Origin of the sequence: Paenisporosarcina sp. HGH0030, from assembly GCF_000411295.1 — a bacterium.
GTDB lineage: Bacteria > Bacillota > Bacilli > Bacillales_A > Planococcaceae > Paenisporosarcina.
In genome coordinates, this window is the sequence record NZ_KE150423.1 from 151031 (window position 1) to 177006 (window position 25976).

Consider the following 25976-nt stretch of genomic DNA (forward strand, 5'->3'; position numbering starts at 1 on the left):
AGTGGACAGCTTTTTAAGTTTAAAAGAATAAGTTAAGAATTTGGTAAAAGATACCGGCAAGGACTGCGCAAATTGGAAGTGTAATAACCCAAGTTAATACAATTTTTCGTGCAACGCCCCATTTAACGCCTTTTACACGCTGAGCAGAACCAACACCCATAATCGCAGAAGAAATAACGTGAGTTGTTGAAACTGGCAAATGAATCGTCGTCGCTCCGAAAATAATTAATGCGGATGATAAATCAGCTGCCGCCCCGTTAACTGGACGAATCTTCATGATTTTACCACCAACAGTTTTGATGATTTTGTATCCACCGATAGATGTTCCAAGTCCCATTGCAAGTGCAGCACAAACACGTACCCACATTTGGATATCGTCTGTTGTTTGTAAATCAGCAGCGATTAAAGCCATCGTAATGATACCCATTGCTTTTTGTGCATCATTTGTACCGTGAGTAAATGATTGTAATGCCGCTGTACCGATTTGGAAAATACGGAAGCCTTTGTTCGTTTTGTAGAGAGTGTTTTTCTTGAATAATACTTTAAACAACGACATCATCAAGAATCCGACAGCAAGAGCTAAGAATGGTGAGATTAGTAGTGCTTGCAGAATTTTTATGAATCCTTCGTAATTTAATACACCTAAACCAGCAGCCGAAACAGCCGCACCCGCAATCGAACCAATCAATGCATGTGATGAGCTGGAAGGAATACCAAAATACCATGTAATTAAGTTCCAAGCAATTGCGGACAATAGTGCTGCTAGAATAATGAGTGAGCCGTTTTGAAGCGTGAACGGATCTACGATATCTTTCGAGATCGTCTTAGCAACTCCAGTGAAAGTTAATGCGCCGATAAAGTTCATGGTAGCTGCTAGTATTACTGCAACTCGTGGCGAAAGTGCCCGTGTAGAAACTGAAGTTGCAATCGCATTTGCTGTATCATGAAAACCATTTATAAAATCAAATCCCAGTGCGAAAATGACGACTAGTATTGTTAATATGAGTACTGCATCCATGTATTTTTCAGCTCCTATGCATTACGCATGATGATTGTCTCAATCGTGTTTGCCACGTTTTGAGAGTAATCTGCGATGTCTTCAAGCTGCTCGTAAATATCCTTGAACTGAATAATACGTATCGGATCTTTTTCGTTTATGAAAAGTTGTTTGATTGAAGTACGTAATACTTCATCACATTTGCGTTCATAGTCTTTGATCAAGATTGCATGCTCACGCATTTGAAGCAGTTTCTTGTTTGCCAATAACTCCATTGCTTTAACGATTTCATCAGTACTTTTCACAATGTAATGTAGGAAAGTACGCATTGAATCGTCGATGTCAATCAAAGAATACATCTCCAAATAAGCTGCGAAAGCTTCCACGCCATCTAAAATATCATCCATTTTATTAGCTAAATAAAGAATGTCCTCTCGCTCAATTGGAGTCATGAAAGATTTATTCAACTTGAGAATCAAATCATGTATTAATTTATCGCCTTCTGTTTCATAGTTTTTCAACTTGATGCTAAGCTCTTTCAAATCCGAAACACTGACAATTTTAAAATCATCCGCGTAATGAGTAGCTTCTCTTACTGTTTCTGCGATTCCGAGTAAAGCAGCGAAGAATGGGTCTTGTTTTTTTGGACTAAACATAGAAAGCCTCCTGGACTTTAAATAAGATAGGTTATATAAATAACCTCAAACATCATATCAAAATCTATACTAAATCTAAACACTTTTTACTCAAGATTGAGAATCTTTACATTCCCGTAACATAAAAATTTTAAGTGAACATTCAGCTTTGATTGTCGTAAACCTTATTATTCATTACAATTCAAGAATTATACAACTTGCATTCCGTGTAAACAATAAGTATTATTGTCTATAATAAATAAAACAAAACAAGGAAGTGTTTATGTGTATTCGTTGATTGATGCAAGTTTATATGAAATGAAAAATGGATTTACAGAAACTGAAGAATCATATAAGTGTCTAATGTGTCACAAATCTATTGAGAAAGGTCTGATATACCCTGTAGGTGAACAGTTTTATGAGGCTTCAAAGTATATGCAATTACATATTAGAGAAAAGCATGTATCAGTATTTTCCTATTTAATGGAACAAAATAAAGAAGTTACAGGGTTATCCGATCAACAGAAGGCTGTGCTTCACCTTCTGTTTGAAGGGAAATCAGACCGTGATATACAAGATTCTTTGAAAATCGGGAGTGCATCTACAGTTAGGAATCACCGTTTTTCTTTAAAAAAGAAAGAACGACAAGCGAAAGTATATTTAACCTTAATGAGCTTGATGGAAGAGGGACACAAACTTAGCGCTCAAAATAAAGAAGATTCCCTATTATTTGAGGAACCATTCGAAATAACAGAAAAAGAATACGAGGAAGTATTGAAGAAGAACTGGTCGAATGGAAAGTTACGAACATTTAAATTACAGGAAAAGCATCGATTCATCGTCTTATGTGAAATCGTAAAGAAGTTTGAAATAGGAAAAATCTATACGGAAAGAGAAGTAAACGCACTTATTAAAGAAGTGTTTGATGACCATACATTTGTAAGAAGATATTTAGTGATGTATCACTTTTTGGCAAGAAAAACGGATGGATCCGCTTATTGGATAAAAGAAAAAGAAGGGTCGGATATTGACCGGAAGAAAGAATTAAAGCAGCAAATGAAGGAAGAGAAGACAATTGCGGGTGTGTATTGTGTAACGAACAAACAAAATGGCAAAATGTTCATTGCTGCAGTACCTAACTTGAAAAGACAAAATGGTTTGAAGTTCGAATTGAATGGCGGCACCTTATTGAATAAGGACTTGCAGAAGGATTGGGAACAATTCGGTGAAGAGGCATTTCAATTTGAAGTGTTAGAGTCCATTGAAACGGAAGGGAAGTCTGCTTTGCAATTAAAAGAAGAACTAGCAGATGCAAAAGAAAAATGGTGTGTTGAAAAACAGCCTTATGGTGAACGTGGATATAATTGAAAGTAGCACATGTGCGGACTCAAGATTGAGTAGCACATGTGCTTTTATTTTTGGCTAGAAGTGCGGCTGTAATCCGGAAAGTGTTTAATCATTTCCTTCGCCAAGGAAGACTTTCCAGAGCTCGATACACCGTTTAAAAAGATGGCAGTTCCTGTATTCATTCAATTCATCTCAGCTTAAGTATCAAAAAAATATTTGGAAAAATGAAACTTTTCTTTTTGTCCTCCGTAGTAATAGGTGAGACTAAAGAATTCATTAAATGGGAGTGATTGGATGTCCATTGAACAAATCTACATGTATGTGCTCCTCATTACGGGGGCAGTGACTGTTCTGTATGTATTTTTTGGAGATGTTGCTGAAGGGATTGGGGAAGGCATTCCTTTTTTAAACCCTACCGTTATAATGGCATTCGTCACTTTTGTTTCAGCTAGCGGGTATGTGCTTGAAGTCTCCACCAACTGGAATAGCTGGATTGTCTTGTTTGCGAGTCTCGCAGTGGGAGTGGTTCTCGATATTTTACTGTACTTTTTTATTTTACTGCCCATGGCATCAGCCGAAGTGTCAATCGCCTATACGGATGAGTCGTTAGCAGGTTTAGTTGGCAAAGTCATTACGCCCATACCATCTGACGGTTATGGTGAGATTGTGATTGAAACAGTAGGCGGGCTTCTATCCAAGCGAGCAGTAGGCTATGACAATGAAGAGATTGCCTATGGCAAAGAAGTGTTAGTAATTGAGATAGAGGAAGGAACGTTTCTTGTCAGGGAATACGAACCTTTCGTTTTTAATAAAAAATAGATGGGGGAAATGAACATGGATATGAGTATGTTAGTTGTAGTGGGGATAGTGGCGTTTGTGTTGGTTGCTATTATTGGTGTGTATATAACGAAATACAAGACTGTTGGTCCCGATGAAGCATTGATTGTAACAGGTAGTTATTTAGGGGCGAAAACGGTTCATACAGATGAATCAGGCAATCGTATAAAAATCATTCGTGGTGGCGGTACATTTGTATTTCCAGTTTTTCAGCAAGCACAGCCATTAAGTTTACTATCAAGTAAGTTGGAAGTTACGACTCCTGAAGTTTATACAGAGCAAGGTGTGCCGGTAATGGCAGACGGAACGGCCATCATTAAAATTGGTGGATCCATTTCCGAAATTGCAACGGCTGCTGAACAATTTTTAGGGAAGTCAAAAGAAGATCGTGAAAATGAAGCAAAAGAAGTACTGGAAGGTCATTTGCGCTCCATTTTGGGATCGATGACAGTGGAGGAAATCTACAAAAATCGCGACAAATTCTCGCAAGAAGTACAACGTGTCGCTTCTCAGGATTTAGCGAAAATGGGTCTAATCATTGTTTCATTTACCATAAAAGATGTACGTGACAAAAATGGCTACTTGGATTCACTTGGTAAACCACGTATAGCACAGGTAAAACGTGATGCTGATATTGCAACAGCAGAAGCAGATAAAGAAACACGAATCAAGCGTGCAGAAGCAGCAAAAGAGGCACAGCAATCCGAAATTGAACGCGCGACTGAAATTGCATTGGCTGAAAAAGAGAATTTGCTGAAAGTAGCTGAGTACCGTCGCGAGCAAGATATCGCGAAGGCGCGTGCTGACCAAGCTTACGAACTTCAGACTGCCGTATCAAAACAGGAAGTAATGGAACAGGAAATGCAAATCCGCATCATTGAACGTCAAAAACAAATCGAACTTGAAGAAAAAGAAATTTTACGTCGCGAGAAACAATACGACTCAGAAGTTAAAAAGAAAGCGGACGCGGATCGTTATGCTATCGAGCAAAACGCGGCAGCTGCAAAATCCCGTGAAATGGCTGAAGCGGATGCGGAAAAATACCGTATCGAGGCAAGAGCGAAAGCGGATTCTGAAAAAGTACGACTTGATGGATTGGCGAAAGCTGACTCCGAACGTGCACAAGGTGAAACAGAAGCTGATATTATTCGCTTGAAAGGTCTTGCAGAAGCGGAAGCGAAACGAAAAATTGCGGAAGCATTCGAACATTACGGTCAAGCTGCAGTGTTGGATATGATTGTACGCATGATGCCGGAATATGCGAAACAAATTGCAAGCCCATTAGCAAATATCGACAAGATTACAGTGGTGGATACTGGCGGTGGAGAAGGTGGCGGCGCCAATAAAGTTACGTCGTATGCCACGAATTTAATGTCTACCCTTCAGGAAACATTGAAAGCTTCTTCTGGTATCGATGTGAAAGAAATGCTTGAAAACTACTCGGGCAAAGGAACATTGCGTCCAAGTTTAGACCGGATTTCCTATGAGATGCAAGACAAGAAAACGCAAGAAAAAGTGGAAGATCACGTATCAATTTAAAATCTTGAGCTCTCCGATTTTTGGGGAGCTTTTTTAGTAGAAAAAAGATATAAATGAACGTAATAATTAGATAATTTTGCCGAGTTTTAATGACAAATTAAGGTGGTAAAGGTAAAGTGAATAAAAGTATAAGTACGGTGGGGAGGTACCTATGGCATTAACAAGCGAACAAATCATTGATATAAAAGAAAAAACTTCCCTTGATCGAATTAATGTAGGACATGCAATTTCAACGTGCATAGGTAAATCTGAAGAAATAGGCTACAGTCTTTTCTCTTTGTTTCCCCGTCGTTCGTTCTGGGTGCGCTATACCAATGAAGACGTTCATTCAGCGATTGAAAAATATACAGTTGTTCAAGGAGTGCTTGAAGTCCAATATGAAGGAGACACCTTCTTTTTGCATGCAGGTGAGACCTTGGATGCATCCGAATATCCAGAGCTATTATCTTTTTATGGGGAAGAAGCTGTAGAAATCCTCGTCGAAATGACAGCGAGCATATTTGAAAGGAATTTTAGTAACACAGAAATCGTGCAACGTGACGCTGCTGCAATAGAGCATGTGGATGGTTACACTTTTCATCATTGCTCGCGAATCAAAGATTATTCCATTGAACTATGGAAGAAACTCGGTCAACCCGTTGAGCGCGTGAGATTGCTCAGATGGGGTGCTTATTTTCATGACATAGGAAAGCTGGCGATTCCCCTTGAAATTTTAAATAAAAAAGGGAAATTCACCCCTGAAGAGTGGGTAATTATGAAATCTCACACAACATTAGGTGCTAAGATGATGCGTGAACATGAAATTGAATGGTTGAGAGATTCAGCATTTATTGTTGAAGAACATCACGAACGTTACGATGGAAAAGGATATCCTTTCGGTTTAAAAGGTGATGAGATTTCATTGGAAGCGGCGATTGTTTCCGTTGTTGATTCATTCGATGCGATGACCACTGATCGTGTTTACCGTGATTCATTGACAATTGAAGAAGCAATACAGGAGATTATTCGTGGTAGGGGAACTCAGTTCCATCCAGTCGTGGTTGATGCTTTTTTAAAACTGTTGCATGAGCAGCAATTTAAATGGAGATAGAAGGTCTGGTATGACTCTCCAAGCCTTTTGCATTTGCACAACGCCTAATTGAAAGGAAGTAATTTGGTGAATTACATACAGACAATGAGAAAGATGATTGGACATGAACCACTCCTGACTGTTGGATGTGGTGTCATCATTGAAAGAGGGAATCAAATTCTACTACAACATCGAACAGATGCGGATGTGTGGTGTATTCCTGGAGGAGTAATGGAATTAGGCGAGAAAGTTGAAGAAGCAGCTCGAAGAGAGACGGAAGAAGAAACAGGCTTGAAAATTGGTGACCTGGAATTTTTCGGCATCTATTCAGGACAGGAAGGTTTTACTAGATATGCTAGCGGGGATCAGGTGTATAGCATTCAAATTATTTTTAAAGCATCCTGTTTTTCAGGAAATCTAATTCAAAACAGCGATGAAACACGTGCCCATGCCTTTTTCGATAAACAAAATTTGCCTGCCAATTTAAATTCTCACCAATCTCGATTCATTATGGATTGGGTTCAACAAATTCCTTTACCTATCATTAAATAAGCCAAAACACATTAAACGTGTTTTGGCTTTTTCTTTTTGAATACCCATTCCCGCTGAATAACAAAACCCACCAAAAACAACACTCTATCCACAATGACCTTAATGATCATTTCACCTCTTCCGGTTAAGAAAAATAGACAGTGAACTATACCGGCAGATAGTGCGATGATGAGTCCGGCAAGAATCATATACTTTAGAAACGCCTTTTCGTCGCCTTCTTCAAACACTTTCTTTCGGTTGATTGAGTAGTTGAAACTAGCTGAAATGCCCCTTGCTATAATGGTTGCCAGAATCATATACATTTGGGGTGCATCATTTTTCCATGTCCAGATAAATAAAGCAAATAACCCCATATCTAAGCCAAAGGAGGCGGTAAATTTCAGAAACACTTTATAAATCTGCAGGGAGGATCGAATAGGTTGAAAATGCGAAGATTTATTGCCGTTTAAATATACAGTATCAATTTCCACTTCATGAATCGTCAAGCCTGCCTTTTTTGATTCAGCTAGCATATCCCGAATTTTTTCTCATTCATGCAAAATGGAAGGAAACTAGATGACTTTGTCGAATTTAAACAGTAAGTCTATTCAGTAGTAGGGAGAAGTATTTCTTATGTCATTTCAGGATTCGATGATGTACAAAGTGAGAATCAATAATGAAATGATGAGTGTATTCATCAAATAGTATGTATTTCGGGAAATTTGTCTGTCGAAAAATGTAGAGCGGTCGACAAGTTTATAACTTAAAACCATGATACCGATCAGAATGATCACTGACACAAAAATAGGCATATCGTAAATTTTGTAATCGATAAATCGCACAAAAATAAGTGAAGCAGCCATAATTACTCCATAAGCAACGCGTTTTAATTCCATGGATTAACTCCTTTACTTTTTTATCAAGTATAGCAAATAGCTAAAAAGATAGATAAGAGCTGCAGAGTAGGGAGTTGCATGAAAAATAACCAGTAAGGGGGAGTTAACATGATTCAATTTGTAGGACTAGACGAACAGTATTACCCGGCAATGGCTACGCTATTGTCAAAACGACACCAAGTAGAACGAATTCGATATTCATTCCTCCCAAAACGTTTTGAGGAGGCAGCGGAAACTGAGAACCTGCTTCGTGAAATTGCCAAAAACCCTTTCGTTAATGGTATTGTGGCTCTCCGTGATCAGCAAGTAATTGGGTATATGCTGTATGAATTCAAGGAAGATGCAAAAAAAGGCCGCCACATTATTATTGATTATCCATGCTTGGCCATTTCAGAAGATGCACATCCACGTTTGATACGTCTATTGTATGCAGAGGCAGGTGCGGAATGGATTGCCGGGGGATATTTCCAACATATCATTTACGTTCCGATTGGCTACGATCGCTTAGTTTATGAATGGCTGGAGCAAGGTTTCCGTTTTGAACAAAAATATGCAATGCTCGACATAAAAAACTATGAACCGAAAGCAAAACATACAGATACTAGCGCAATTAACATACGCCGATTGGCAGAAAACGACACGGAAATGCTTAAAAGTATGTCGCGTTGGAACAGCATTCATCAAGCTTCCGCGCCATCATGGAATCCGATTACAAAAGAATCACTCCAGGATGTGAAAAGTGGCTATGCAGCTCTCGCAAAAGATGCAGAGGCAATTGTCATGATTGGTGAACAGGAAGGAATTCCAGTTGGTTTCCATGTTTACTACGAAGCGGATACTTCATCCAATATGTATACACCTAATCAAACAGTGGATCTTCCGGCGGCTTCTACCAACCCGCAGTACCGGGGACGCGGAGTAGGGAAAGCCCTTGCAGATGCGAGTCATGCTCAGTTAAAAGAAATGGGTTATGATTATGCATTGGCTGACTGGCATACGCCCAATCACTTGGCATCCTATTTCTGGCCGAAACTCGGGTACCAGCCGTTTATGATTCGCATGGTTCGAACAGTCGATAACCGGATTGCCTGGGCGCATGGCAAATAAAATACGTATTGTTGGATCAGTTGGCAGCGGAAAAACGACACTTGCAAGGAAGCTGGCTGTGCAAAAAGGAATTGAGATGCATTCATTGGATGATGTGGTATGGTCGAGATGTGCTGGAGGAGATATTCGCAATTCTGAGGAAAAACGGGATTCCCAATTAGCTGATATCATTAGCCAGCCAACCTGGATTATCGAAGGTACACACCTTGGTTGGTCAATGAAGACATTCGAGGAAGCGGACCAAATTATTTTCCTGCATCCTCGTCTTTCTGTGCGTCTGTATCGGATTTCACGGAGGTTCTACAAACAAAAAAGAGGCACTGAAAATGCTAGTTATACACCTACTTGGAGAATGTATGGTCGTATGTTCAAGTGGACGTATCACTATGAAACCATCTTTAAAAAACAAGTTCGAGGAATCATAAACAACGCCCCTGAAAAGGCAGTGGAGATTCGCGATGGAAGAGAGTTAGGAGTTTAAACAATGGAAAACAAACCGTTTGTTGCATCATGGAGTGGCGGCAAGGATTCAGCTATGGCCTATTACCGCGCAATCCAATCAGGGATGATCCCCAAGAGATTACTGACCATGTTTCAGGAAGATGAAGAAATCTCGAAGTCACATGCTCTGCCATTAAAGGTAATAAAGGCTCAGGCAGATCGCCTGAACGTGCCATTAATGATTCGTGGCGCAGGATGGGAAGACTATGAAATGAAGTTTATCGATGCCATGGACGAGTGTCGCTCAGTGAGCATTACTCACGGCGTCTTTGGTGATATCGATCTTGAAGGACATTTGGAATGGGTACAAAAAACATGTGCAAAATCAGATATCATTCCTATTCATCCATTATGGCAAGAACAGAGACGTTCGATACTGGAGGAACTTTTGGAGGTTGGATTTGAAGCGGTTATTGTCGTAATAAACACAAAGATGATGCCAAGGGACTACATTGGCCGCACATTCACGAGAGAGCTGATGGATGAATTAGAAGCACTGGGAATCGATTCGTGTGGAGAAAACGGGGAGTTCCATACGGTCGTCATTGATGGTCCGATTTTTTCATCACGTGTACCAGTTAAGTTTGGCGAAGTAAGAGAAAACGAAGGATATGTTTTCTTGAGTGTTGAATTGTAGTATTGTGCAAAGGTTAATTTATTGGTAATTTTATACATCATCTGATTTCCTTGTTATAATGTAAAGTACTAACATTCAATGGGGGATGACCATGAAAAAATACTATGTAGCCATATTAATTTGTATATTTTTCATTTCAGGTTGTCAGCAAAATCAGGTGACTCCCAAAATCACTTATGTAAGTGGTTCTGTTCAGGAAGATTATCAACCTTCACCAGAGGATATTGTCAATAAACATGGAGACATTACAAATCTAGAGACGTTCCAAATCTTTAAGGACAATATCGATCATGGGGAAAGTGACGAAATTCGAATTGTCACTTATACCGAAGAAGGTGACCCAATGATTCATGAACTACTTTACGACGGAAAGTTAATCCATTCAACAGAGGATACGACAAGGGATCATTTCGGATCGGGGAGTATTAACAGCATAAGTTGCGAATCATTAGAAGCGGAAGATAAAGCAGAAAGAACAGATTATTATTTAAGTGGCTGTACAAATCAATCTAACGGACCATTAGTTCTGGTTATTTGGAAATAAAGAAAAAGGCATTGTCTGTTAAAACAATGCCTTTTTGTATGTCGATTTATAGATAATCTTTCAGTTCATTCTCAAGAAACGGTTTTGCTTGCAGGAAATCTACAAATTCACGATATTTTTGCTGTTCCTCTGATGTCGATTTATTTCCATTGAAATAAGCTCGAATCAGAATGTTTTTAGGTGTATTTTCCATATCGATAAATTCGAGTAATTGCGCATCGTAGCCGACAAGTTTCAGCAACTCCGCCCGAATCGAATCAGTAGCTAGAGCGGCAAACCGTTCTTTCACAAGTCCATGCTGAAGCATAACTTCTAGAGCGGGGCTGTTCAGTTGAGTGTTCAGCTCATGCTGACAACATGGCACACTCAGAATCACTTTTGCCCCCCATTTTACAGCACGGGCAAGCGCCATATCCGTTGCAACATCACAAGCATGAAGTGTTACGACCATATCCACCGATGTTTCCTCATTATAGTCATTGATATCCCCAACCAGGAATTCAAGGTGATCATAGTTCAAATCATCCGCGATTTGCTGACAATCTTCAATTACTTCCTTTTTCAAATCCAGACCGGTAACACGAATGTCGAGACCTTTTTCAATTCTTAAATAGTGATACAGAGCAAAAGTTAAATAGGATTTCCCGGACCCAAAATCTAAAATTCGTACCGGTCGATCTTTCGGAAGGTAGTCCAGTGCATCGTCGATAAATTCGACAAAACGATTGATTTGTCGGAACTTATCATGCTTTTGCTTTTTGACTTTGCCATCAGGTGTCTGAACACCTAGACGTACCAGAAACGGGTAGGATGTATCTTCGTCCAGTAAATAATTTTTCTTTCGGTTATGAGAAAGGTTGACCACTTTTTTCGAAGCAATCTGTTCCGACTTCCACAATACTTTAAACTTTTTGGAAAGCTGAATATGCACTTTTTCTTCCTGAAAATCAGCTTGCACTTGTCTGTATTGCTGGAGTAAGGCATGCAACTTTTCATTTGCTGCATCAAGTTCTAGGTTTTCATGCTTTAGTACACGTTCATACTGGTATTCAAACTGAATATGATAAATGCCCTTTAATTCAAGTGGCTTTAGCTTCACTCGTTTTACTTCTTCGGATTTGGCACGGGGTTGGCTAATCGTCGCAGCAATCAGCTGTTTTTGATGAATCAAATCACTTAATTGATCGAGCATTTGTTGATATTCCATACAGACCGCCTTCTCTTCATGTTTATTAACGATAGTTTATCACATTCGTCAGGATTACTTTTCTTCCAGTCGGGAAAAGGGGGAGATAATTGAGTGAACTCTTCATTGTGATGATGAATGGCCGAAATTCCAAATCGAATGGACAAAAACCAAAAATCCGCAAAAAGGAAAGCCTCTCCCAATCCACTTGAAGTGAACAGGAGGGGCTTCATCAATCTTTCCATAATTGCTTAATGCTACTCTTATTATTATCAATGATAAGAGTATATACATCTGGATTACGAAGTAATTTCCACTCCTCAAAACCAATGGAGTCATCAAAGTGTTTCAAAATGAGACTCATTAAATTACCGTGTGTAACGAGTACGGTATTGTTTATTGCCTCTTCAATGACTTCAATAGCGCGAGCGGTAGCCTCTCGACTGGATTCGCCACCCACCAGCTTCAAATCGAGGTCAAGAAATGTCTTCTCTAAAAGCTCGAGCCAATTAGGTAAATCAGACGTGCTTAACGTGCGTTCTGCCAAGCGAGCATCAATAGTAAGCGGTAGCTTTTTTGCTTTGGCTGTCGGTTCAATTGAATGTTGTGCCCTTTTAAATGGACTTGAAATGATATTTTCAATCGAAATTCCACTAAAAAATGCAGCCAACTTTTGAGCTTGTTCAATTCCTGTATCGGATAATTCGGCTTCTGCAGCTTGTCCGGTTGCAGAACAATGTCGAACGAGGTATAGCGTCTTCATTTCGTGAGCACTCCTTTTAATCATTTGTAAAATTATACAATAAAACCCCGAAGCAAAGAGCTTCGAGGTCATTGATTAACTTAATTTTTTCATCAAATTTGCCATTTCAATAGCGGCTGTAGCAGATTCCCAACCTTTATTTCCGGCTTTCGTTCCAGCGCGTTCAATTGCCTGTTCGATTGTATCTGTCGTTAGAACACCGAAGATGACAGGAATATTGTGTTGATATCCAGCGTTGGCAACTCCTTTAGCGGCTTCGTTGCAAACAAAATCGAAGTGTGGGGTAGAGCCACGTATCACAGTACCAAGAGTGATGACGGCATCGTATTTTTTTGAAGCCGCCATTTGTTTTGCGATCAGTGGAATTTCAAAAGCACCGGGAACCCAGGCAATCGTCACATTTGCTTCATCCACACCATGACGCTTCAGTGCGTCTTCAGCGCCCCCCAATAGTTTACTCGTAATAAATTCATTGAAACGTCCAACGACGATGCCAATTTTTAAATCGGACCCAACTAAATATCCTTCTAAATGTGTTGTCATATATAAGCTCCTCTATAAACTCAGAAAATGCCCGAGTTTTGATTTTTTGGTTTTCATATAGCCTTCATTGTCTGTATGAGATGGGATCTCGATTGCCACACGCTCGGTTACTTCCAAGCCGTATCCATCTATTCCCGAAATTTTTCTAGGATTGTTTGTCATGAGCTTCATTTTACGAACGCCAAGGTCACGTAAAATTTGTGCGCCAATTCCGTACTCCCTTAAATCATCTGCAAAACCAAGTTTTTGATTGGCTTCGACAGTATCCAATCCTTCGTCCTGCAGTGCATATGCTTTTAATTTGTTGATTAATCCGATGCCACGGCCTTCTTGTCTCATATATAACAATATGCCGGAGCCTGCTGCTTCAATTTGTTTGAGTGAGGCATGGAGCTGTGAACCGCAATCACATTTGCGAGAAGCGAGGACATCCCCTGTCAAACATTCAGAGTGTACACGGGTCAAAATAGGTGTATCCTCAGAGACCGGGCCTTTTACAAGGGCAATATGCTCTTTACCTGTCAAAGTTTCGGTATACCCAAACACCTGGAAATCACCGTACTCAGTTGGCAAAATAGTTTCTACTTCACGGGTAATCAGCTTTTCATGCTTTTGTTTGTAAGCAATCAACTCAGCGATCGTTAAAATGCCGATATTTAATCGTTTTCCTATGATAACTAAGTCATCGAGTCTGGCCATTGTGCCATCTTCATTCATAATTTCACAAATCACACCCGCAGGCGCTGACCCTGCAAGCAAGGCTAAATCAACTGCTGCTTCTGTATGTCCGGCACGCTTAAGGACGCCACCTTTTTTCGCAATCAAGGGAAAGACGTGACCTGGTCGTTTAAAATCGGTTGCAGTCGATTGATTGTTTATCATTTGCAGAATGGTGTGAGAGCGTTCGAATGCGCTGATACCTGTCGTCGTGTCGATATGATCGACACTGATTGTAAAAGCCGTACTATAAGGGTCTGTATTATGATCCGTCATTAACCCGATATCCAGTTGACGTGCAATTTCTTCCGCCACTGGTACGCAAATAAGACCTTTGCCTTCAGAAGCCATTAAATTTATGATTTGAGGGGTTGCAAATTCCGCAAGCGCAACAAAGTCTCCTTCATTTTCACGATCTTCGTCATCAACGACAATGATGGCTTGTCCTTTGGATAATGCTTCAACTGCTTCTTCTACTGTATAAAACATAAGAAACCTCCTTTAAAATCCTTTATCCTGTAGCCATTCTTTTGATATGCCAGTTTTAGATGTAAGTATACGTTCGGTATATTTTGCGAGCATGTCACATTCAATATTCACTTTTTCACCAATGCCTTTTTCACCAATCAATGAATCATATTGCGTTGTTGGAATTAAGGAAATGGTGATTGAAGTTCGTTCTACATCAAAAATAGTAAGTGAAGTGCCGTCTATTGCTACAGAGCCTTTTCGCATCATGTATTTCATGAGGCTGGAATCCAATTCAATCTTCTTTGTAATGGCATTGGATTCTTTTTTTATCGAGCGAATGACACCGATGCCATCCACGTGCCCACTGACAAAATGACCACCAAACCGTCCAACTGCTGACATGGCACGTTCCAGATTGACGCGACCGTTTGACGATAAGTTAGCTAAAGTGGTCGAGTTAAAGGTTTCTGGAATAACATCCACAACAAACGTATCATGTGTAAAAGATGAAACCGTCAAACAAACACCATTTACGGCGATACTATCTCCTCTTTTCACATCTTCTAGTACCACTTTTGCACGAATGGACAATTCGAGCGCATGTGATTTAAGTTTGATGGAAGTGACAATGCCAATTTCTTCAATGATTCCTGTGAACAAGTAATCAACCTCCTACTGAAAAGAGAATTGATGCGAACATCAAAGCCTTATTTGTTATCCATTATTCAATTAGTGGTACCAATTATATACGCCTGTAGAGACATATTTTGTATAGCTTTTAGTAATAAGGATTAGAATTTTTTCCACCAAGGGGCAGGTAGGTGGTGGGGAAAGGGATATGATGATGAATCCAATTGACGAAATTCAAAAGCGCTTTTAAACGATCACGCGTCAAAAGAAAGTTCTCGCGTAATTTCGGGGATCGAAGCTCGTTTTTAGCAGCAGTTGATTTGAATGTGTCAGATGGATAATTTGTATCGGAATGAAAATATACTCGTGTATGTTGCTTCGCTTCTTGTGTGAATTTTCCTGCACATACTTCAAATTGGGTTGCTTTAAGAAGCTTATCCATAATGATAAGTGCTTTTGGAATTCTAGCCGCATGGAAGTTGGAATCAGTACCTTCTGATCGAGTGCTCTTCAAGCACGGAATTGATAAGCTGGACTGCATGCGAAGTTTAAACGAATTCAAATGTTGTTTAATGATACAAGCTCCTCCTTTCGAGTTTCAAAATCGAAAAGAAGCGACGCGCGAGCATGACAAATAAACCTCTCTATACTCTTCTCCCATCCAGACTATACTGTCGGTGTTGGATTCGCACCAACTCCACCGCTACTTTTTCAAGCACCGGGTCACGGACTTACAAATCTACATTTGTTCACCGCCGGTAAGGAATTTCACCTTGCCCCGAAGAATATAAAGCGACTACTTATCTTTTTTATAGTAGCACAATATACTGGTTTTGATAAAATCATCAAGCACTTTACGCAGGTGGATAAAGATGGATTTTGCATTTACAATTCGTCTGAATTTTGTGATAACATAATAACCAAGACATCACAAAGGGGGAAGCAACAACATGTTGAAACATCAAACGGTGGGGGAAGTAGTTCGAGAAATGGCGAAACGATATCCCGCTACAGAAGCGTACGTATATCCAGAAAAGCAATTACGCAAAACATATAAAGAATTTGATGAAGAGACAGACCGCTTGGCAAAGGCTTTCATGGGGATGGGCATTGCTAAAGGAGAACATATCGCCATTTGGTCAGATAACAAGAGAGAGTGGTTATTGAGCCAATACGCTACTGGCAAAATGGGAGCCGTTCTTGTGACAGTCAATACCAATTATCAGGAAAAGGAACTCGAATATTTATTGAATCAATCCGATTCCACCACACTTATTTTAGGTGAAGAATTTAAAGGAACTTCTTACATAGAGATTATCAATGCAGTTTGTCCAGAATTGAAGTCATCTATTAAAGGGGATATTCACTGTGCGAGGCTGCCTCATTTCAAACGAGTCATCGTCATGAGTGAAAATGAATATCCCGGAATTTATTCTTGGAGTGAGTTCGAAGCGCTTGCAGCAAACATCACAGATATGGAACTGGAAGAACGACTGACTTCATTGGACTCGGAAGATGTTATCAATATTCAATATACTTCAGGCACTACCGGGTTTCCAAAAGGTGTCATGCTGACACATAAGAACATTGTCAATAATGGGCAAATCATCGGGGATCATATGAAGTTAACACCTGATGACCGTTTATGTATTCCAGTGCCATTTTTCCATTGTTTCGGCTGTGTTTTGGGAACGCTTGCAGCTGTCACACATGGAACTACGATGGTATTGGTTGAGCAATTTGAAGCAAAGCGTGTACTTCAGGCTGTACAGGACGAAAAGTGTACAGGACTCCACGGAGTTCCGACAATGTTTATTGCCGAGCTGAATCATCCTGAATATAAGCAATTTGATACTTCGTCCTTGCGAACAGGCATTATGGCGGGTTCACCTTGTCCGATTGAAGTAATGAAAAAAGTAATTGATGATATGGGGGCAAGCGAAATAACCATTTGTTATGGACTTACTGAATGTTCGCCTGTCATTTCACAAACGAAAGCGGATGATGCGATTGAAAAACGTGTAAAAACAGTTGGAAAACCTCATCCTCACGTGGAAGTGAAAATTATAGATCCGGTAACCAATGAAGAATTGCCTGCAGGAGTGCCTGGTGAATTATGTGCTCGGGGATATCTTGTAATGAAAGGTTATTACAAAAATGAAGAAGCGACACGTGAAGCGATCGACGAAGAAGGTTGGCTTCACACAGGGGATATTGCCATTTTAGATGATGAAGGCTATCTAGAAATTACAGGTCGGATCAAAGATATGGTGATTCGTGGTGGAGAAAATATTTATCCTCGCGAAATTGAGGAGTTTGTATATCAACATCCAAGTGTACAGGACGTACAAGTGGTCGGAGTGCCAGATCCGAAATACGGAGAAGAATTAATGGCTTGGATTATTGCTAAAGACGGGGAAACGATTGATGCCGAAGAAATACGTGCATATTGCAAAGGGAAAATTTCGCATCATAAAATTCCGCGTTATATTGAGTTTACGGAATCGTATCCAATGACCGCTTCTGGCAAAATTCAAAAGTATCTCTTGCGTGAAATGTCGAAAGAGAAAAGTATTAGCGTGTAAGATGCCATATTTCCTGGGAAATACAAAAAACGCTGTAAAACGTTGGTAATTCTATGTTTAGTGACAATTCTTACTAAAAAAATATTCTCGTTCTTCTGCAAGTTGCATGTTATGATGAGTTTTGAAATACTCATAACTATCTCAAAGGAGGAAAAAGTATGTCTGATTATGTATATCAATTAATTGCGATAATTATCTATATGGCTGCAATGCTTTATATCGGTTATTATTCATACCGAAAAACAGCTAACTTAACGGATTACATGTTAGGTGGACGTTCTTTAGGTCCCGCGGTTACAGCGTTAAGTGCTGGAGCAGCTGACATGTCAGGTTGGTTATTGATGGGTTTACCAGGAGCAATCTATGCAACAGGTTTAGTAGAAGCTTGGATAGCTGTTGGTTTAACAGTAGGAGCTTATTTAAACTGGTTGCTAGTTGCACCACGTTTACGTGTTTATTCACAAGTTTCGAATGATTCCATTACAATTCCAAGTTTCTTGGAAAACCGCTTGAAGGATACTTCACGTTTATTGCGTGTCGTTTCTGGTATCATCATTTTGATATTCTTTACGTTCTATGTATCATCAGGAATGGTAGCGGGTGGCGTCTTCTTTGACGAGTCATTCGGTTTAGACTATCATACAGGTCTTTTGATAGTATCGGCAGTAGTTATAGCCTATACACTGTTTGGTGGATTCCTTGCAGTAAGTTACACAGACGTTGTACAGGGACTAATTATGTTCTTGGCGTTGATTTTGGTACCTACTATCGGATTATTTATGGTGGGCGGCTTCGACGGCGCAGCAGAAAGCATTCGTTCTGTTGATCCATCACGTTTGAGCTTGCTAGAAGGAGCAACAGGATTAGGTGTAATTTCTGCTATTGCTTGGGGTCTTGGCTACTTTGGCCAGCCACATATCATTGTTCGCTTTATGGCAATCAGTTCTGTAAAAGAAACAAAACAAGCACGTCGTATCGGGATTGGCTGGATGGCATTAAGTTTGGCTGGAGCCATTGCGACAGGTTTAATTGGAATCGCTTACTATCAGCAAAATGCTGGTGAAACATTGGGTGACCCTGAGGCAGTCTTTATTGCATTAGGACAAGTTATTTTCCATCCATTTATCGCAGGTATTATGCTGGCAGCTGTACTTGCTGCAGTTATGAGCACGATTTCTTCTCAATTAATTGTTACTTCTTCAGCCTTGATTGAAGATTTGTACAAAGCTGTTATTAACAAAGATGGTTCAGATAAGCATTTTGTGATGCTGGGACGTCTTGCAGTACTATTTGTATCAGTGGTTGCTATGTTTATTGCATGGGAACAAAACACGACTATCCTAGATTTAGTTGCATATGCTTGGGCTGGTTTTGGTGCTGCTTTCGGGCCTGTTATTTTGCTATCACTATTCTGGAGAAAGCTTACTACTTGGGGCGCATTAGCAGGTATGGTCGTTGGAGCAACTACAGTGGTTATTTGGGGGAATAATGAAACCCTTAAAGGCTTAATTTATGAAATTGTTCCAGGATTTATCCTATGTTTAATCGTAGCTGTTATTGTAAGTTTGATCACGTACCGTAAGAATGAAGAAATTGAACGTGAGTTTGATGAAACACTTGTACTATTGAAACAAGATAAATAAATCTCAATCCCACAACATATGTTGTGGGATTTTTTTACGCCCTATTGACCGGTTGGTCAGTGGAGGGTATATTTGTAGTAATATTCTGATTACAAGGGAGGTTACATTCATGAATGCAATTGAATTGAATCAATTAACAAAACGTTATGGAAAATCACGTGGGATAGACGATGTTACATTTCAAGTTGCCCAAGGAGAAATTTTTGGATTCATTGGACCAAATGGAGCAGGAAAGAGTACAACGATTCGTACGTTACTTAACTTTATATATCCAACGAATGGTACTGCAAAAATCTTGGGAAAAGATGTTGTGAAAGAAGCGAAGGATATTCGCCAACATATTGGCTATTTGCCTTCGGAAGTCCATTATTATGATGATATGAAAGTAAGTGAATTGTTTCGTTTTTCTGCAGGCTTCTACCCAGGTAATTCAACAAAACATGCACAGGAATTGGCTCAGCGTCTTCAACTCGATACGACCAGGAAAATCGAGGATTTGTCATTTGGTAACAAGAAAAAAGTGGGTATTATTCAAGCGCTGATGCATGAACCCCAAGTGTTGATTTTAGATGAACCGACTGCAGGTTTGGATCCACTTATGCAATCCATATTCTTTGATTTATTAAAAGAGCTTCAACAAAAAGGCACGACTATTTTCTTTTCATCCCATTATTTAAGTGAAGTCCAGAAACTATGCAACCGTGTAGCCATCATTAAAGAGGGACGACTGATTAAAATTGAAAGTATGGAAGACTTGCATGCGAAGCAATTCAAAAAAGTACACCTCCATTTTCAAAATAAATGGGAGCATAAGGTACATTTGGAGGGTGTCCTGCAGGAACATCTGACAGATAATAGCTACGAATTTATCTATAATGGCCACACTCGAGATTTATTGCAGCAGTTGGTTCAGATTCCTTTTGATGATGTAACGATCGAAGAACCTTCACTAGAAGAGATTTTCATGCATTATTACGAAAAAGAAACGGGTGAGAATAATGGTCTTTAAAAGAGAATGGAAACGGGCACAAAAAGCGTTATGGATTTGGATATTGGCGCTTGGAGGCATGACTTTTTTAATCATGAGCATCTACCCTCAATTTGCAGAAAATCAAGATCAACTCCAGGAATTGATGAAACTATATCCTGAGGCAATGCTTAAAGCATTTAATATTGATCAACTAGGCTTCGATAGTGCACTTGGTTTCTACGCCATTGAAGGGTATTTATTCGTTACACTTTTTGGCAGTATCTATGCAGCAATGTTAGCTGGGGGTATGTTAGTAAAAGAAGAAAGTGACCGTACGATTGAATTTTTATTATCAAAGCCGATTTCAAGAGTCCAAGTGGTCGTTCAAAAAGCCGTGGCGGTGGCATTGGTTCTTGTGGTCTTTAACGTTGTACTTTCTGTAATCAACTATATGGGATTCCGGGTTGCCGGTGACGACCAGATTGATATGGTGACATTTTCGCTGATTTCATTAGCACCATTATTATTGCATTTGACATTTGCTGCGCTTGCTTTTGGAATATCCGCATTTTTCCGTAAGCAGCGACTTGTGACGTCCATTTCTCTGGCCCTCGTTTTATTCAGCTACTTTGTTAGTATTGTCGCTAATATTTCCGATAAACTTTCCAAGCTGAAATGGATAACACCGTTTGAATATGTGAATTCAGGCTACATTATTCAACAGGCGTCCATTAAGCCCGTCTATATAATTGTAATGGTTCTGATAATGGTTATATCTGTAACGGCAGCTATTATGAAGTATTTGAAAAAGGACTTGGTTATTTAATGGATAATGATAAAAATGAACGAATATTCCAGGTTTCTAAAGAGTTGTTTGCCACACTTGGATATTACCATACCTCTGCGAATTTAATTGCAGAAACTGCCGATGTATCGAAAGCACTTATCTTCCACCATTTCAATTCCAAGAAGAACTTGTATTTCACCATTATCAATGATTCCATTGATGTTTTGATGAAGGCTTTTGAGAAAGAATGGCAACCTCAAGACTCTGATGATTTCTTTGAACAATTGAAGTACTTTGTAAAAATGAAGATGAACGTAGCGGTATTATGCCCAATCGAAAACAAATTGTTGATGCAGGCATTTATTACTCCCCCAAAAGAACTCATCAATGAATTGGAACAACTATTTAAAGAAAAGTCGAAACCGATGCTCGCTTTAAATGACGACTATATTTATCAACTGTTAACCCCACATACCATTCGTGAGGGTGTCGAATTGAGTCAGGCGAAACTTTTGATCAGAGCAGTTTTTGAAGGATTCTCCCAGCGCATAATAAATGAATATGCCGGAAAGATTGATAATCTAATGAATGAAACGGAGAAAATCCTGTCTGAAATGGATGCAATCATCGACATATTGAAATACGGTGTTTACAAGACTACATTGGGGGAACTTTGATGTAAGAACACATCTAGAAAGGGGTAGTAGAGAAAATGATTGAACTGGACCATGTCGTATTTTTTAGCAAGCAAAGCCCAGAAGAGCATGTTCGAAATAACAAAGGAACTTCTATCGGTGGACGGCACAAAAGTTGGGGAACAGTAAATGCCTTAACCTATACAAAAAATAGTTACATAGAATATTTGTCAGTGGAACAGATGGACATTGCCAAACAGGCGAATCACCCTCTTACCAAACTACTTCTGCACGATTTAGAGAATGGCGAAGGATGGGGAACGATTTGTTTCCGTACTGAAAATATAGAAGCACTCAATAGAAGGTTGAAAAAAGAAGGATGGACGACATCTGGCGTATTGAATGCTGAACGTGAGACATCTACAGGGTTTATACGGAAATGGAGAATGCTTTTTATTGAACAGACCGTTTCGGATGAATTGCCCCTTCCATTTTTTATCGAATGGAATGAATCTTTTGAAGAGCGTATGCAAAATTTGAGGGAAGATGGGACGCTGAAAGATTACAACGAACAGTTGCAAATTTCACGATGTGAATTCTTGGTAAAACATCCCCGAAACCAAGTGGAAAAGTGGGGAAGTCTTCTGGGGATTGAACCGTCAGATGACACAATAATTTTAGTAAACACCGATTTAGTTTTCCTGAAAGGCACTCAGGAGAAAGAGCGTCTCTCGCATTTAGAAATTAATTAATATTTCTTCCTTCCGAAACACATGCTTTCAGTGCATGTGTTTTTTTCTGCAATCTCAATCTCTCATACTCTTCGAAATCCGAATGAAATAGATTGACATTCTATTCTAATATTGTTTTAATTTTAATTGTATTCTGAAAATTAAAACAAAGAAAAGGGGTGTTTCAATTGGTAGTAGCAACAAAGCGAAATTCAACAAAAATTAAACGCAAATCATTACCCGATTTTGAAAAAATTGAAGAGTCTCCCGGTTTTCGTAATCTCTTAAAAAAGAAAAAAGCATTTCTGATTCCTAGTACACTATTATTTTTAGGCCTTTATATTTTATTTCCTATTATTATTTCGTATTCTGATGTTTTAAATGCCTCATTTATTGGTGATATTTCATGGAGTTGGATATATGCTCTTGGATTATTCATCATGACGTGGACTCTTGTAACCGTTTACATGAAAAAGTCGGCTGAATTTGACCGAATGGCTAATGAAACACTAAAAGAATTTAATTACGAGGAGGAGGATAACCAATGAATCCGATCGTAGTTATCTTATTTTTAATTATCGTAGGGATGACGTTGGTGGTTACATACTTCGCAGCCAAGAAAACAAATACAACAAGTGAATTTTATACAGCTGGTGGAGGTTTGTCAGGTTGGCAGAACGGTCTTGCGATTGCAGGAGATTACCTATCCGCAGCATCCTTTTTAGGAATAGCCGGGGCAATCGCTTTATACGGTTTTGACGGCTTCCTGTTCTCCATCGGTTATTTGGTGGCTTATTTAGTGGTTCTGTTTATCGTTGCGGAACCGTTGCGCAATCTTGGAAAGTATACGCTTGCCGATATGATCAATTCGAGATTTAACGCGAAGAAAGTTCGTGCTGGTGCGGCAATCAGCTCCATTACCATCGTTATTTTCTATATGATTGCCCAGTTGGTTGGAGCAGGGGCACTAATTCAATTGCTTTTTGATATACCTTATTGGATTGCTGTGTTACTCGTGGGGGTCATGATGACAGTCTATGTTTTATTTGGAGGTATGACAGCCACAAGTTGGGTACAGATTATTAAAGCGGTTCTGCTCATGGCAGGTACTATCATAATTTCGTTCCTTGTATTGAAGGAATTCCATTTCAATATTTTTGAAATGTTTACGTCAATGAAAACCGCAACTCCTCATGGAGCAGATTATTTGAATCCGGGAGTTAAATACAAAATGCCGTTGGATACAATATCCCTGATGATTGCCCTTGTATTTGGAACAGCGGGATTGCCTCATATCCTAATGCGCTTCTTTACAGTGCGTGACGCAAAAACGGCGCGCAGTTCGGTTATGTGGGCAACTTGGATTGTTGGTATTTTCTATGTCATGACCATCTTCTTAGGATTTGGTGCAGCTGCGTTTGTTGGACAAGATCTCATCGTGTCAACCAATCCTGCAGGAAATATGGCCGCTCCTCTTTTAGCTCAAGAATTAGGTGGAGATTTCCTGATGTCCTTTGTCTCGGCAGTTGCATTTGCGACGATTTTAGCAGTGGTTGCAGGGCTTGTATTATCAGGTGCCTCCGCATTTGCACATGATATTTATGGGCAAATCATTAAAAAAGGTAAAGCTACAGACAGACAACAGATGATGGCTGCTCGGTTCGCTTCATTGGGTGTGGCTGTATTCTCCATCATTTTGGCATTGTTCGCTCAAAGCTTGAATGTGGCGTTTCTTGTGTCGCTCGCCTTTTGTATTGCTGCCAGTGCCAACTTACCAGTTATCGTCTATACGATTTTCTGGAAAAAATTCAATACAGCAGGTGCAATTTCCGCCATGGCAACAGGACTAATATCTGCTTTAGTACTTGTTTCCATTAGTCCAAGTGTAATGAACCCGGTTGAAGGTGTAGCCATCATTACAGGAAACCCGATTTTCCCATTGACGAACCCGGCACTTGTATCAGTACCACTTGGATTTATTGGTGGATGGATCGGAACGCTTCTGACGAAAGAGTCGGACGTGAAGAAATTTGCAGAAGTTACAGTGAAAGCAAACACAGGTGGCTTCCGACAATTGTAAGAAGTTGTATCTATTTAAACGAGTATGATACGATATAAGTACTTTAAGGAACGGAGGTTTTCCAAATGATTGACTACAAATTCCGATGGAACACTTTGCGATGAAACTAAATAATGCAAAGAACTGCTACTGTGCAGGTTAATCGGGATAGGTCTATCCATTTTGAAAACCAATATACTTTTCAGAAAAAGAGAGCGACTCGTATGCTCTCTTTTTCTGTCTACTATTACTGGCAAAAAAAGGATTATTTCGATTTTCTCTCGGTAGGATATTGAGGAGGAATTCACAAATGGAAGAATTAATGGAACGTGCCATTGTCGTTGGCGTCAATTTAAACAAAGATGAACATTTTGAATATGGCTTAGAAGAATTACACAACTTAGCAGAAGCATTAAATGTAGAAGTTGTTGGAGAAGTGACGCAAAACTTGGATCGGGTAAATCCGGCGCACTATGTTGGAAAAGGAAAAATCGATGAAATCAAAGCCTTCTTTGAAGAAGCGGATGCTAATCTTGTCATTTTCAATGACGAGTTATCACCATCACAAATCCGTAACTTGGAAGCCGCATTGGAATGTAAAGTTATTGACCGCACCATGTTGATTTTGGATATTTTTGCTCGACGGGCTAAATCTAAAGAAGCACAAATGCAGGTAGAGTTAGCGCAGCTTCAATATATGCTTCCACGTTTAGTTGGATTGCGGGCATCACTTGGTCGTCAAGGTGGTGGCACTGGTGGGGGCTTTAAAAACCGTGGGGCCGGGGAAACAAAACTTGAACTCGACCGCCGGAAAATCGAAGACCAGATTGCGAAACTTCGTCGTGACTTAGATCATGTAAAAGACCAACGCGAAACGCAAAGAAAACAACGGAAGAAAAATGAAATCCCTGTAGTATCAATTGTGGGCTATACGAATGCCGGGAAATCAACGATCATGAATCGCCTACTTGCAAAAACAGGGCAAATCGATGACAAACAAGTTTTTGAAAAAGATATGTTATTTGCAACACTTGAAACGTCAGTCCGTCAAATCCGTTTACCTGATCAAAAAGAGTTTTTACTTACTGATACAGTAGGATTTGTCAGCAAGTTGCCAACACATTTAGTAAAAGCATTCCGTTCTACTTTGGAAGAAGCGCGAGAAGCTGATTTGCTCCTTCACGTAGTCGATGTGTCCAATGATGAGTATCGATACATGATGGACGTTACAAATGAAACGTTGCAAGCGGTTGGAGTTGAAAATGTTCAGACGCTTGAGGTATACAACAAGTCTGACTTAGCAGGTGTGAATTATCCACATGTGAGTGGAAATAACATCTGGATTTCTGCCAAAGAAGAAGCAGGACTGGATGAATTGATTGAACTGATTCGCACGCATATTTTTGCGGACTACAAGATGTGCCGAATGCTCATACCATATGACCGCGGAGACGTGGTGTCCTATTTAAACGAACAAGCCTCTGTTCAAGGGTCTGAGTATGAAGAAGAGGGTACGTTATTGAAAGTTGAACTAAAACAAGCAGATTATGAACGGTACCATGATTTTGTGCTGGATAAGTAAAAAAACGCATTCCCGATTTCCCGGGAATGCGTTT

General features: G+C 39.7%; 28 protein-coding genes and 1 riboswitch. Of the genes, 18 read left to right on the plus strand and 10 right to left on the minus strand.

What is annotated here, in order from left to right; translation table 11 throughout:
* Positions 1-19: 19 nt before the first annotated feature.
* The gene (locus tag HMPREF1210_RS15430; protein ID WP_016429631.1) at positions 20-1018 is read right to left on the minus strand and encodes an inorganic phosphate transporter; all 999 of its coding nucleotides are present in this window, start codon (positions 1016-1018) and stop codon (positions 20-22) included.
* Between the two features lie 14 nt (positions 1019-1032).
* A complete protein-coding gene (locus HMPREF1210_RS15435; RefSeq protein WP_016429632.1) occupies positions 1033-1653 on the minus strand; it encodes a DUF47 domain-containing protein in 621 nt (206 codons plus the stop codon).
* A gap of 264 nt (positions 1654-1917) precedes the next feature.
* Here HMPREF1210_RS15435 and HMPREF1210_RS15440 point away from each other — a divergent pair, with 264 nt between their 5' ends.
* Positions 1918-3000: a DUF2087 domain-containing protein gene (locus tag HMPREF1210_RS15440; protein ID WP_016429633.1), complete on the plus strand. Its 1083-nt coding sequence runs from the start codon at positions 1918-1920 to the stop codon at positions 2998-3000.
* Positions 3001-3044: 44 nt separating this feature from the next.
* On the opposite strand, the gene HMPREF1210_RS18690 is transcribed toward HMPREF1210_RS15440, so the two are convergent.
* On the minus strand, positions 3045-3161 hold the full coding sequence (locus tag HMPREF1210_RS18690; protein ID WP_147640367.1) for a hypothetical protein: 117 nt from the start codon (positions 3159-3161) through the stop codon (positions 3045-3047).
* A gap of 112 nt (positions 3162-3273) precedes the next feature.
* Between HMPREF1210_RS18690 and HMPREF1210_RS15445 the strand changes: the two genes are divergently transcribed.
* From HMPREF1210_RS15445 to HMPREF1210_RS15460, 4 genes are all read left to right on the plus strand, one after another.
* On the plus strand, positions 3274-3798 hold the full coding sequence (locus HMPREF1210_RS15445; protein WP_016429634.1) for a hypothetical protein: 525 nt from the start codon (positions 3274-3276) through the stop codon (positions 3796-3798).
* A gap of 15 nt (positions 3799-3813) precedes the next feature.
* Positions 3814-5355 carry a flotillin family protein gene (locus tag HMPREF1210_RS15450; RefSeq protein WP_016429635.1) on the plus strand — a complete coding sequence of 514 codons (1542 nt, stop codon included), beginning with the start codon at positions 3814-3816 and terminating at the stop codon, positions 5353-5355.
* 151 nt (positions 5356-5506) lie between these two features.
* Entirely contained in the window at positions 5507-6445 is a 939-nt protein-coding gene (locus HMPREF1210_RS15455; RefSeq protein WP_016429636.1) for an HD-GYP domain-containing protein, read from the plus strand.
* 66 nt (positions 6446-6511) lie between these two features.
* Positions 6512-6976, plus strand: coding sequence for an NUDIX domain-containing protein (locus HMPREF1210_RS15460; protein ID WP_016429637.1), 465 nt, complete (start codon positions 6512-6514; stop codon positions 6974-6976).
* A gap of 11 nt (positions 6977-6987) precedes the next feature.
* Here HMPREF1210_RS15460 and HMPREF1210_RS15465 read toward each other — a convergent pair whose 3' ends face one another.
* Both HMPREF1210_RS15465 and HMPREF1210_RS15470 read right to left on the minus strand, forming a co-directional pair.
* Positions 6988-7461, minus strand: a complete 474-nt coding sequence (locus tag HMPREF1210_RS15465; RefSeq protein WP_231391167.1) for a GtrA family protein — start codon at positions 7459-7461, stop codon at positions 6988-6990.
* A gap of 135 nt (positions 7462-7596) precedes the next feature.
* Positions 7597-7851: a hypothetical protein gene (locus HMPREF1210_RS15470; protein ID WP_016429639.1), complete on the minus strand. Its 255-nt coding sequence runs from the start codon at positions 7849-7851 to the stop codon at positions 7597-7599.
* 108 nt (positions 7852-7959) lie between these two features.
* Here HMPREF1210_RS15470 and HMPREF1210_RS15475 point away from each other — a divergent pair, with 108 nt between their 5' ends.
* The 4 genes from HMPREF1210_RS15475 (at position 7960) to HMPREF1210_RS17425 (ending at position 10640) form a co-directional block, all read left to right on the plus strand.
* Positions 7960-8958 (plus strand): GNAT family N-acetyltransferase, encoded by a 999-nt coding sequence (locus tag HMPREF1210_RS15475; protein WP_016429640.1) that lies wholly within the window; start codon positions 7960-7962, stop codon positions 8956-8958.
* Positions 8948-9439: a hypothetical protein gene (locus tag HMPREF1210_RS15480; RefSeq protein ID WP_016429641.1), complete on the plus strand. Its 492-nt coding sequence runs from the start codon at positions 8948-8950 to the stop codon at positions 9437-9439. The genes HMPREF1210_RS15475 and HMPREF1210_RS15480 overlap by 11 nt, the downstream gene beginning before the upstream one ends.
* Before the next feature lie 3 nt (positions 9440-9442).
* Complete coding sequence (locus HMPREF1210_RS15485) at positions 9443-10096, plus strand: diphthine--ammonia ligase (protein WP_016429642.1); 654 nt, start codon at positions 9443-9445, stop codon at positions 10094-10096.
* Between the two features lie 91 nt (positions 10097-10187).
* Positions 10188-10640 carry a DUF4362 domain-containing protein gene (locus HMPREF1210_RS17425; protein ID WP_016429643.1) on the plus strand — a complete coding sequence of 151 codons (453 nt, stop codon included), beginning with the start codon at positions 10188-10190 and terminating at the stop codon, positions 10638-10640.
* Between the two features lie 46 nt (positions 10641-10686).
* Here HMPREF1210_RS17425 and HMPREF1210_RS15495 read toward each other — a convergent pair whose 3' ends face one another.
* From HMPREF1210_RS15495 to ribE (HMPREF1210_RS15515), 5 genes are all read right to left on the minus strand, one after another.
* Positions 10687-11847: an SAM-dependent methyltransferase gene (locus HMPREF1210_RS15495; RefSeq protein ID WP_016429644.1), complete on the minus strand. Its 1161-nt coding sequence runs from the start codon at positions 11845-11847 to the stop codon at positions 10687-10689.
* A 211-nt stretch (positions 11848-12058) separates the two neighbouring features.
* Positions 12059-12589 carry a histidine phosphatase family protein gene (locus HMPREF1210_RS15500; RefSeq protein WP_016429645.1) on the minus strand — a complete coding sequence of 177 codons (531 nt, stop codon included), beginning with the start codon at positions 12587-12589 and terminating at the stop codon, positions 12059-12061.
* 75 nt (positions 12590-12664) lie between these two features.
* Complete coding sequence (ribE, locus tag HMPREF1210_RS15505; RefSeq protein WP_016429646.1) at positions 12665-13132, minus strand: 6,7-dimethyl-8-ribityllumazine synthase; 468 nt, start codon at positions 13130-13132, stop codon at positions 12665-12667.
* Between the two features lie 12 nt (positions 13133-13144).
* Positions 13145-14338, minus strand: coding sequence for a bifunctional 3,4-dihydroxy-2-butanone-4-phosphate synthase/GTP cyclohydrolase II (locus HMPREF1210_RS15510; RefSeq protein WP_016429647.1), 1194 nt, complete (start codon positions 14336-14338; stop codon positions 13145-13147).
* Positions 14339-14350: 12 nt separating this feature from the next.
* Entirely contained in the window at positions 14351-14980 is a 630-nt protein-coding gene (ribE, locus tag HMPREF1210_RS15515) for a riboflavin synthase (protein WP_016429648.1), read from the minus strand.
* Positions 14981-15595: 615 nt separating this feature from the next.
* Positions 15596-15740: riboswitch (FMN riboswitch) on the minus strand.
* A gap of 160 nt (positions 15741-15900) precedes the next feature.
* Here ribE (HMPREF1210_RS15515) and HMPREF1210_RS15525 point away from each other — a divergent pair.
* The 9 genes from HMPREF1210_RS15525 (at position 15901) to hflX (ending at position 25942) form a co-directional block, all read left to right on the plus strand.
* Positions 15901-17535: an AMP-binding protein gene (locus tag HMPREF1210_RS15525; RefSeq protein ID WP_016429649.1), complete on the plus strand. Its 1635-nt coding sequence runs from the start codon at positions 15901-15903 to the stop codon at positions 17533-17535.
* Between the two features lie 158 nt (positions 17536-17693).
* Positions 17694-19178 carry a sodium/proline symporter PutP gene (gene putP, locus HMPREF1210_RS15530; protein ID WP_016429650.1) on the plus strand — a complete coding sequence of 495 codons (1485 nt, stop codon included), beginning with the start codon at positions 17694-17696 and terminating at the stop codon, positions 19176-19178.
* A 109-nt stretch (positions 19179-19287) separates the two neighbouring features.
* Positions 19288-20187 carry an ABC transporter ATP-binding protein gene (locus tag HMPREF1210_RS15535; protein ID WP_016429651.1) on the plus strand — a complete coding sequence of 300 codons (900 nt, stop codon included), beginning with the start codon at positions 19288-19290 and terminating at the stop codon, positions 20185-20187.
* On the plus strand, positions 20177-20974 hold the full coding sequence (locus HMPREF1210_RS15540) for an ABC transporter permease subunit (protein WP_016429652.1): 798 nt from the start codon (positions 20177-20179) through the stop codon (positions 20972-20974). The genes HMPREF1210_RS15535 and HMPREF1210_RS15540 overlap by 11 nt, the downstream gene beginning before the upstream one ends.
* Positions 20974-21612: a TetR/AcrR family transcriptional regulator gene (locus HMPREF1210_RS15545; protein ID WP_016429653.1), complete on the plus strand. Its 639-nt coding sequence runs from the start codon at positions 20974-20976 to the stop codon at positions 21610-21612. The genes HMPREF1210_RS15540 and HMPREF1210_RS15545 overlap by 1 nt, the downstream gene beginning before the upstream one ends.
* Before the next feature lie 35 nt (positions 21613-21647).
* Positions 21648-22322 carry a VOC family protein gene (locus HMPREF1210_RS15550; RefSeq protein WP_016429654.1) on the plus strand — a complete coding sequence of 225 codons (675 nt, stop codon included), beginning with the start codon at positions 21648-21650 and terminating at the stop codon, positions 22320-22322.
* Between the two features lie 158 nt (positions 22323-22480).
* Positions 22481-22849, plus strand: coding sequence for a DUF485 domain-containing protein (locus HMPREF1210_RS15555; protein ID WP_369758162.1), 369 nt, complete (start codon positions 22481-22483; stop codon positions 22847-22849).
* Positions 22846-24381: a cation acetate symporter gene (locus HMPREF1210_RS15560; protein WP_016429656.1), complete on the plus strand. Its 1536-nt coding sequence runs from the start codon at positions 22846-22848 to the stop codon at positions 24379-24381. The genes HMPREF1210_RS15555 and HMPREF1210_RS15560 overlap by 4 nt, the downstream gene beginning before the upstream one ends.
* A gap of 289 nt (positions 24382-24670) precedes the next feature.
* Positions 24671-25942 carry a GTPase HflX gene (hflX, locus tag HMPREF1210_RS15565; protein ID WP_016429657.1) on the plus strand — a complete coding sequence of 424 codons (1272 nt, stop codon included), beginning with the start codon at positions 24671-24673 and terminating at the stop codon, positions 25940-25942.
* Positions 25943-25976: the final 34 nt, after the last annotated feature.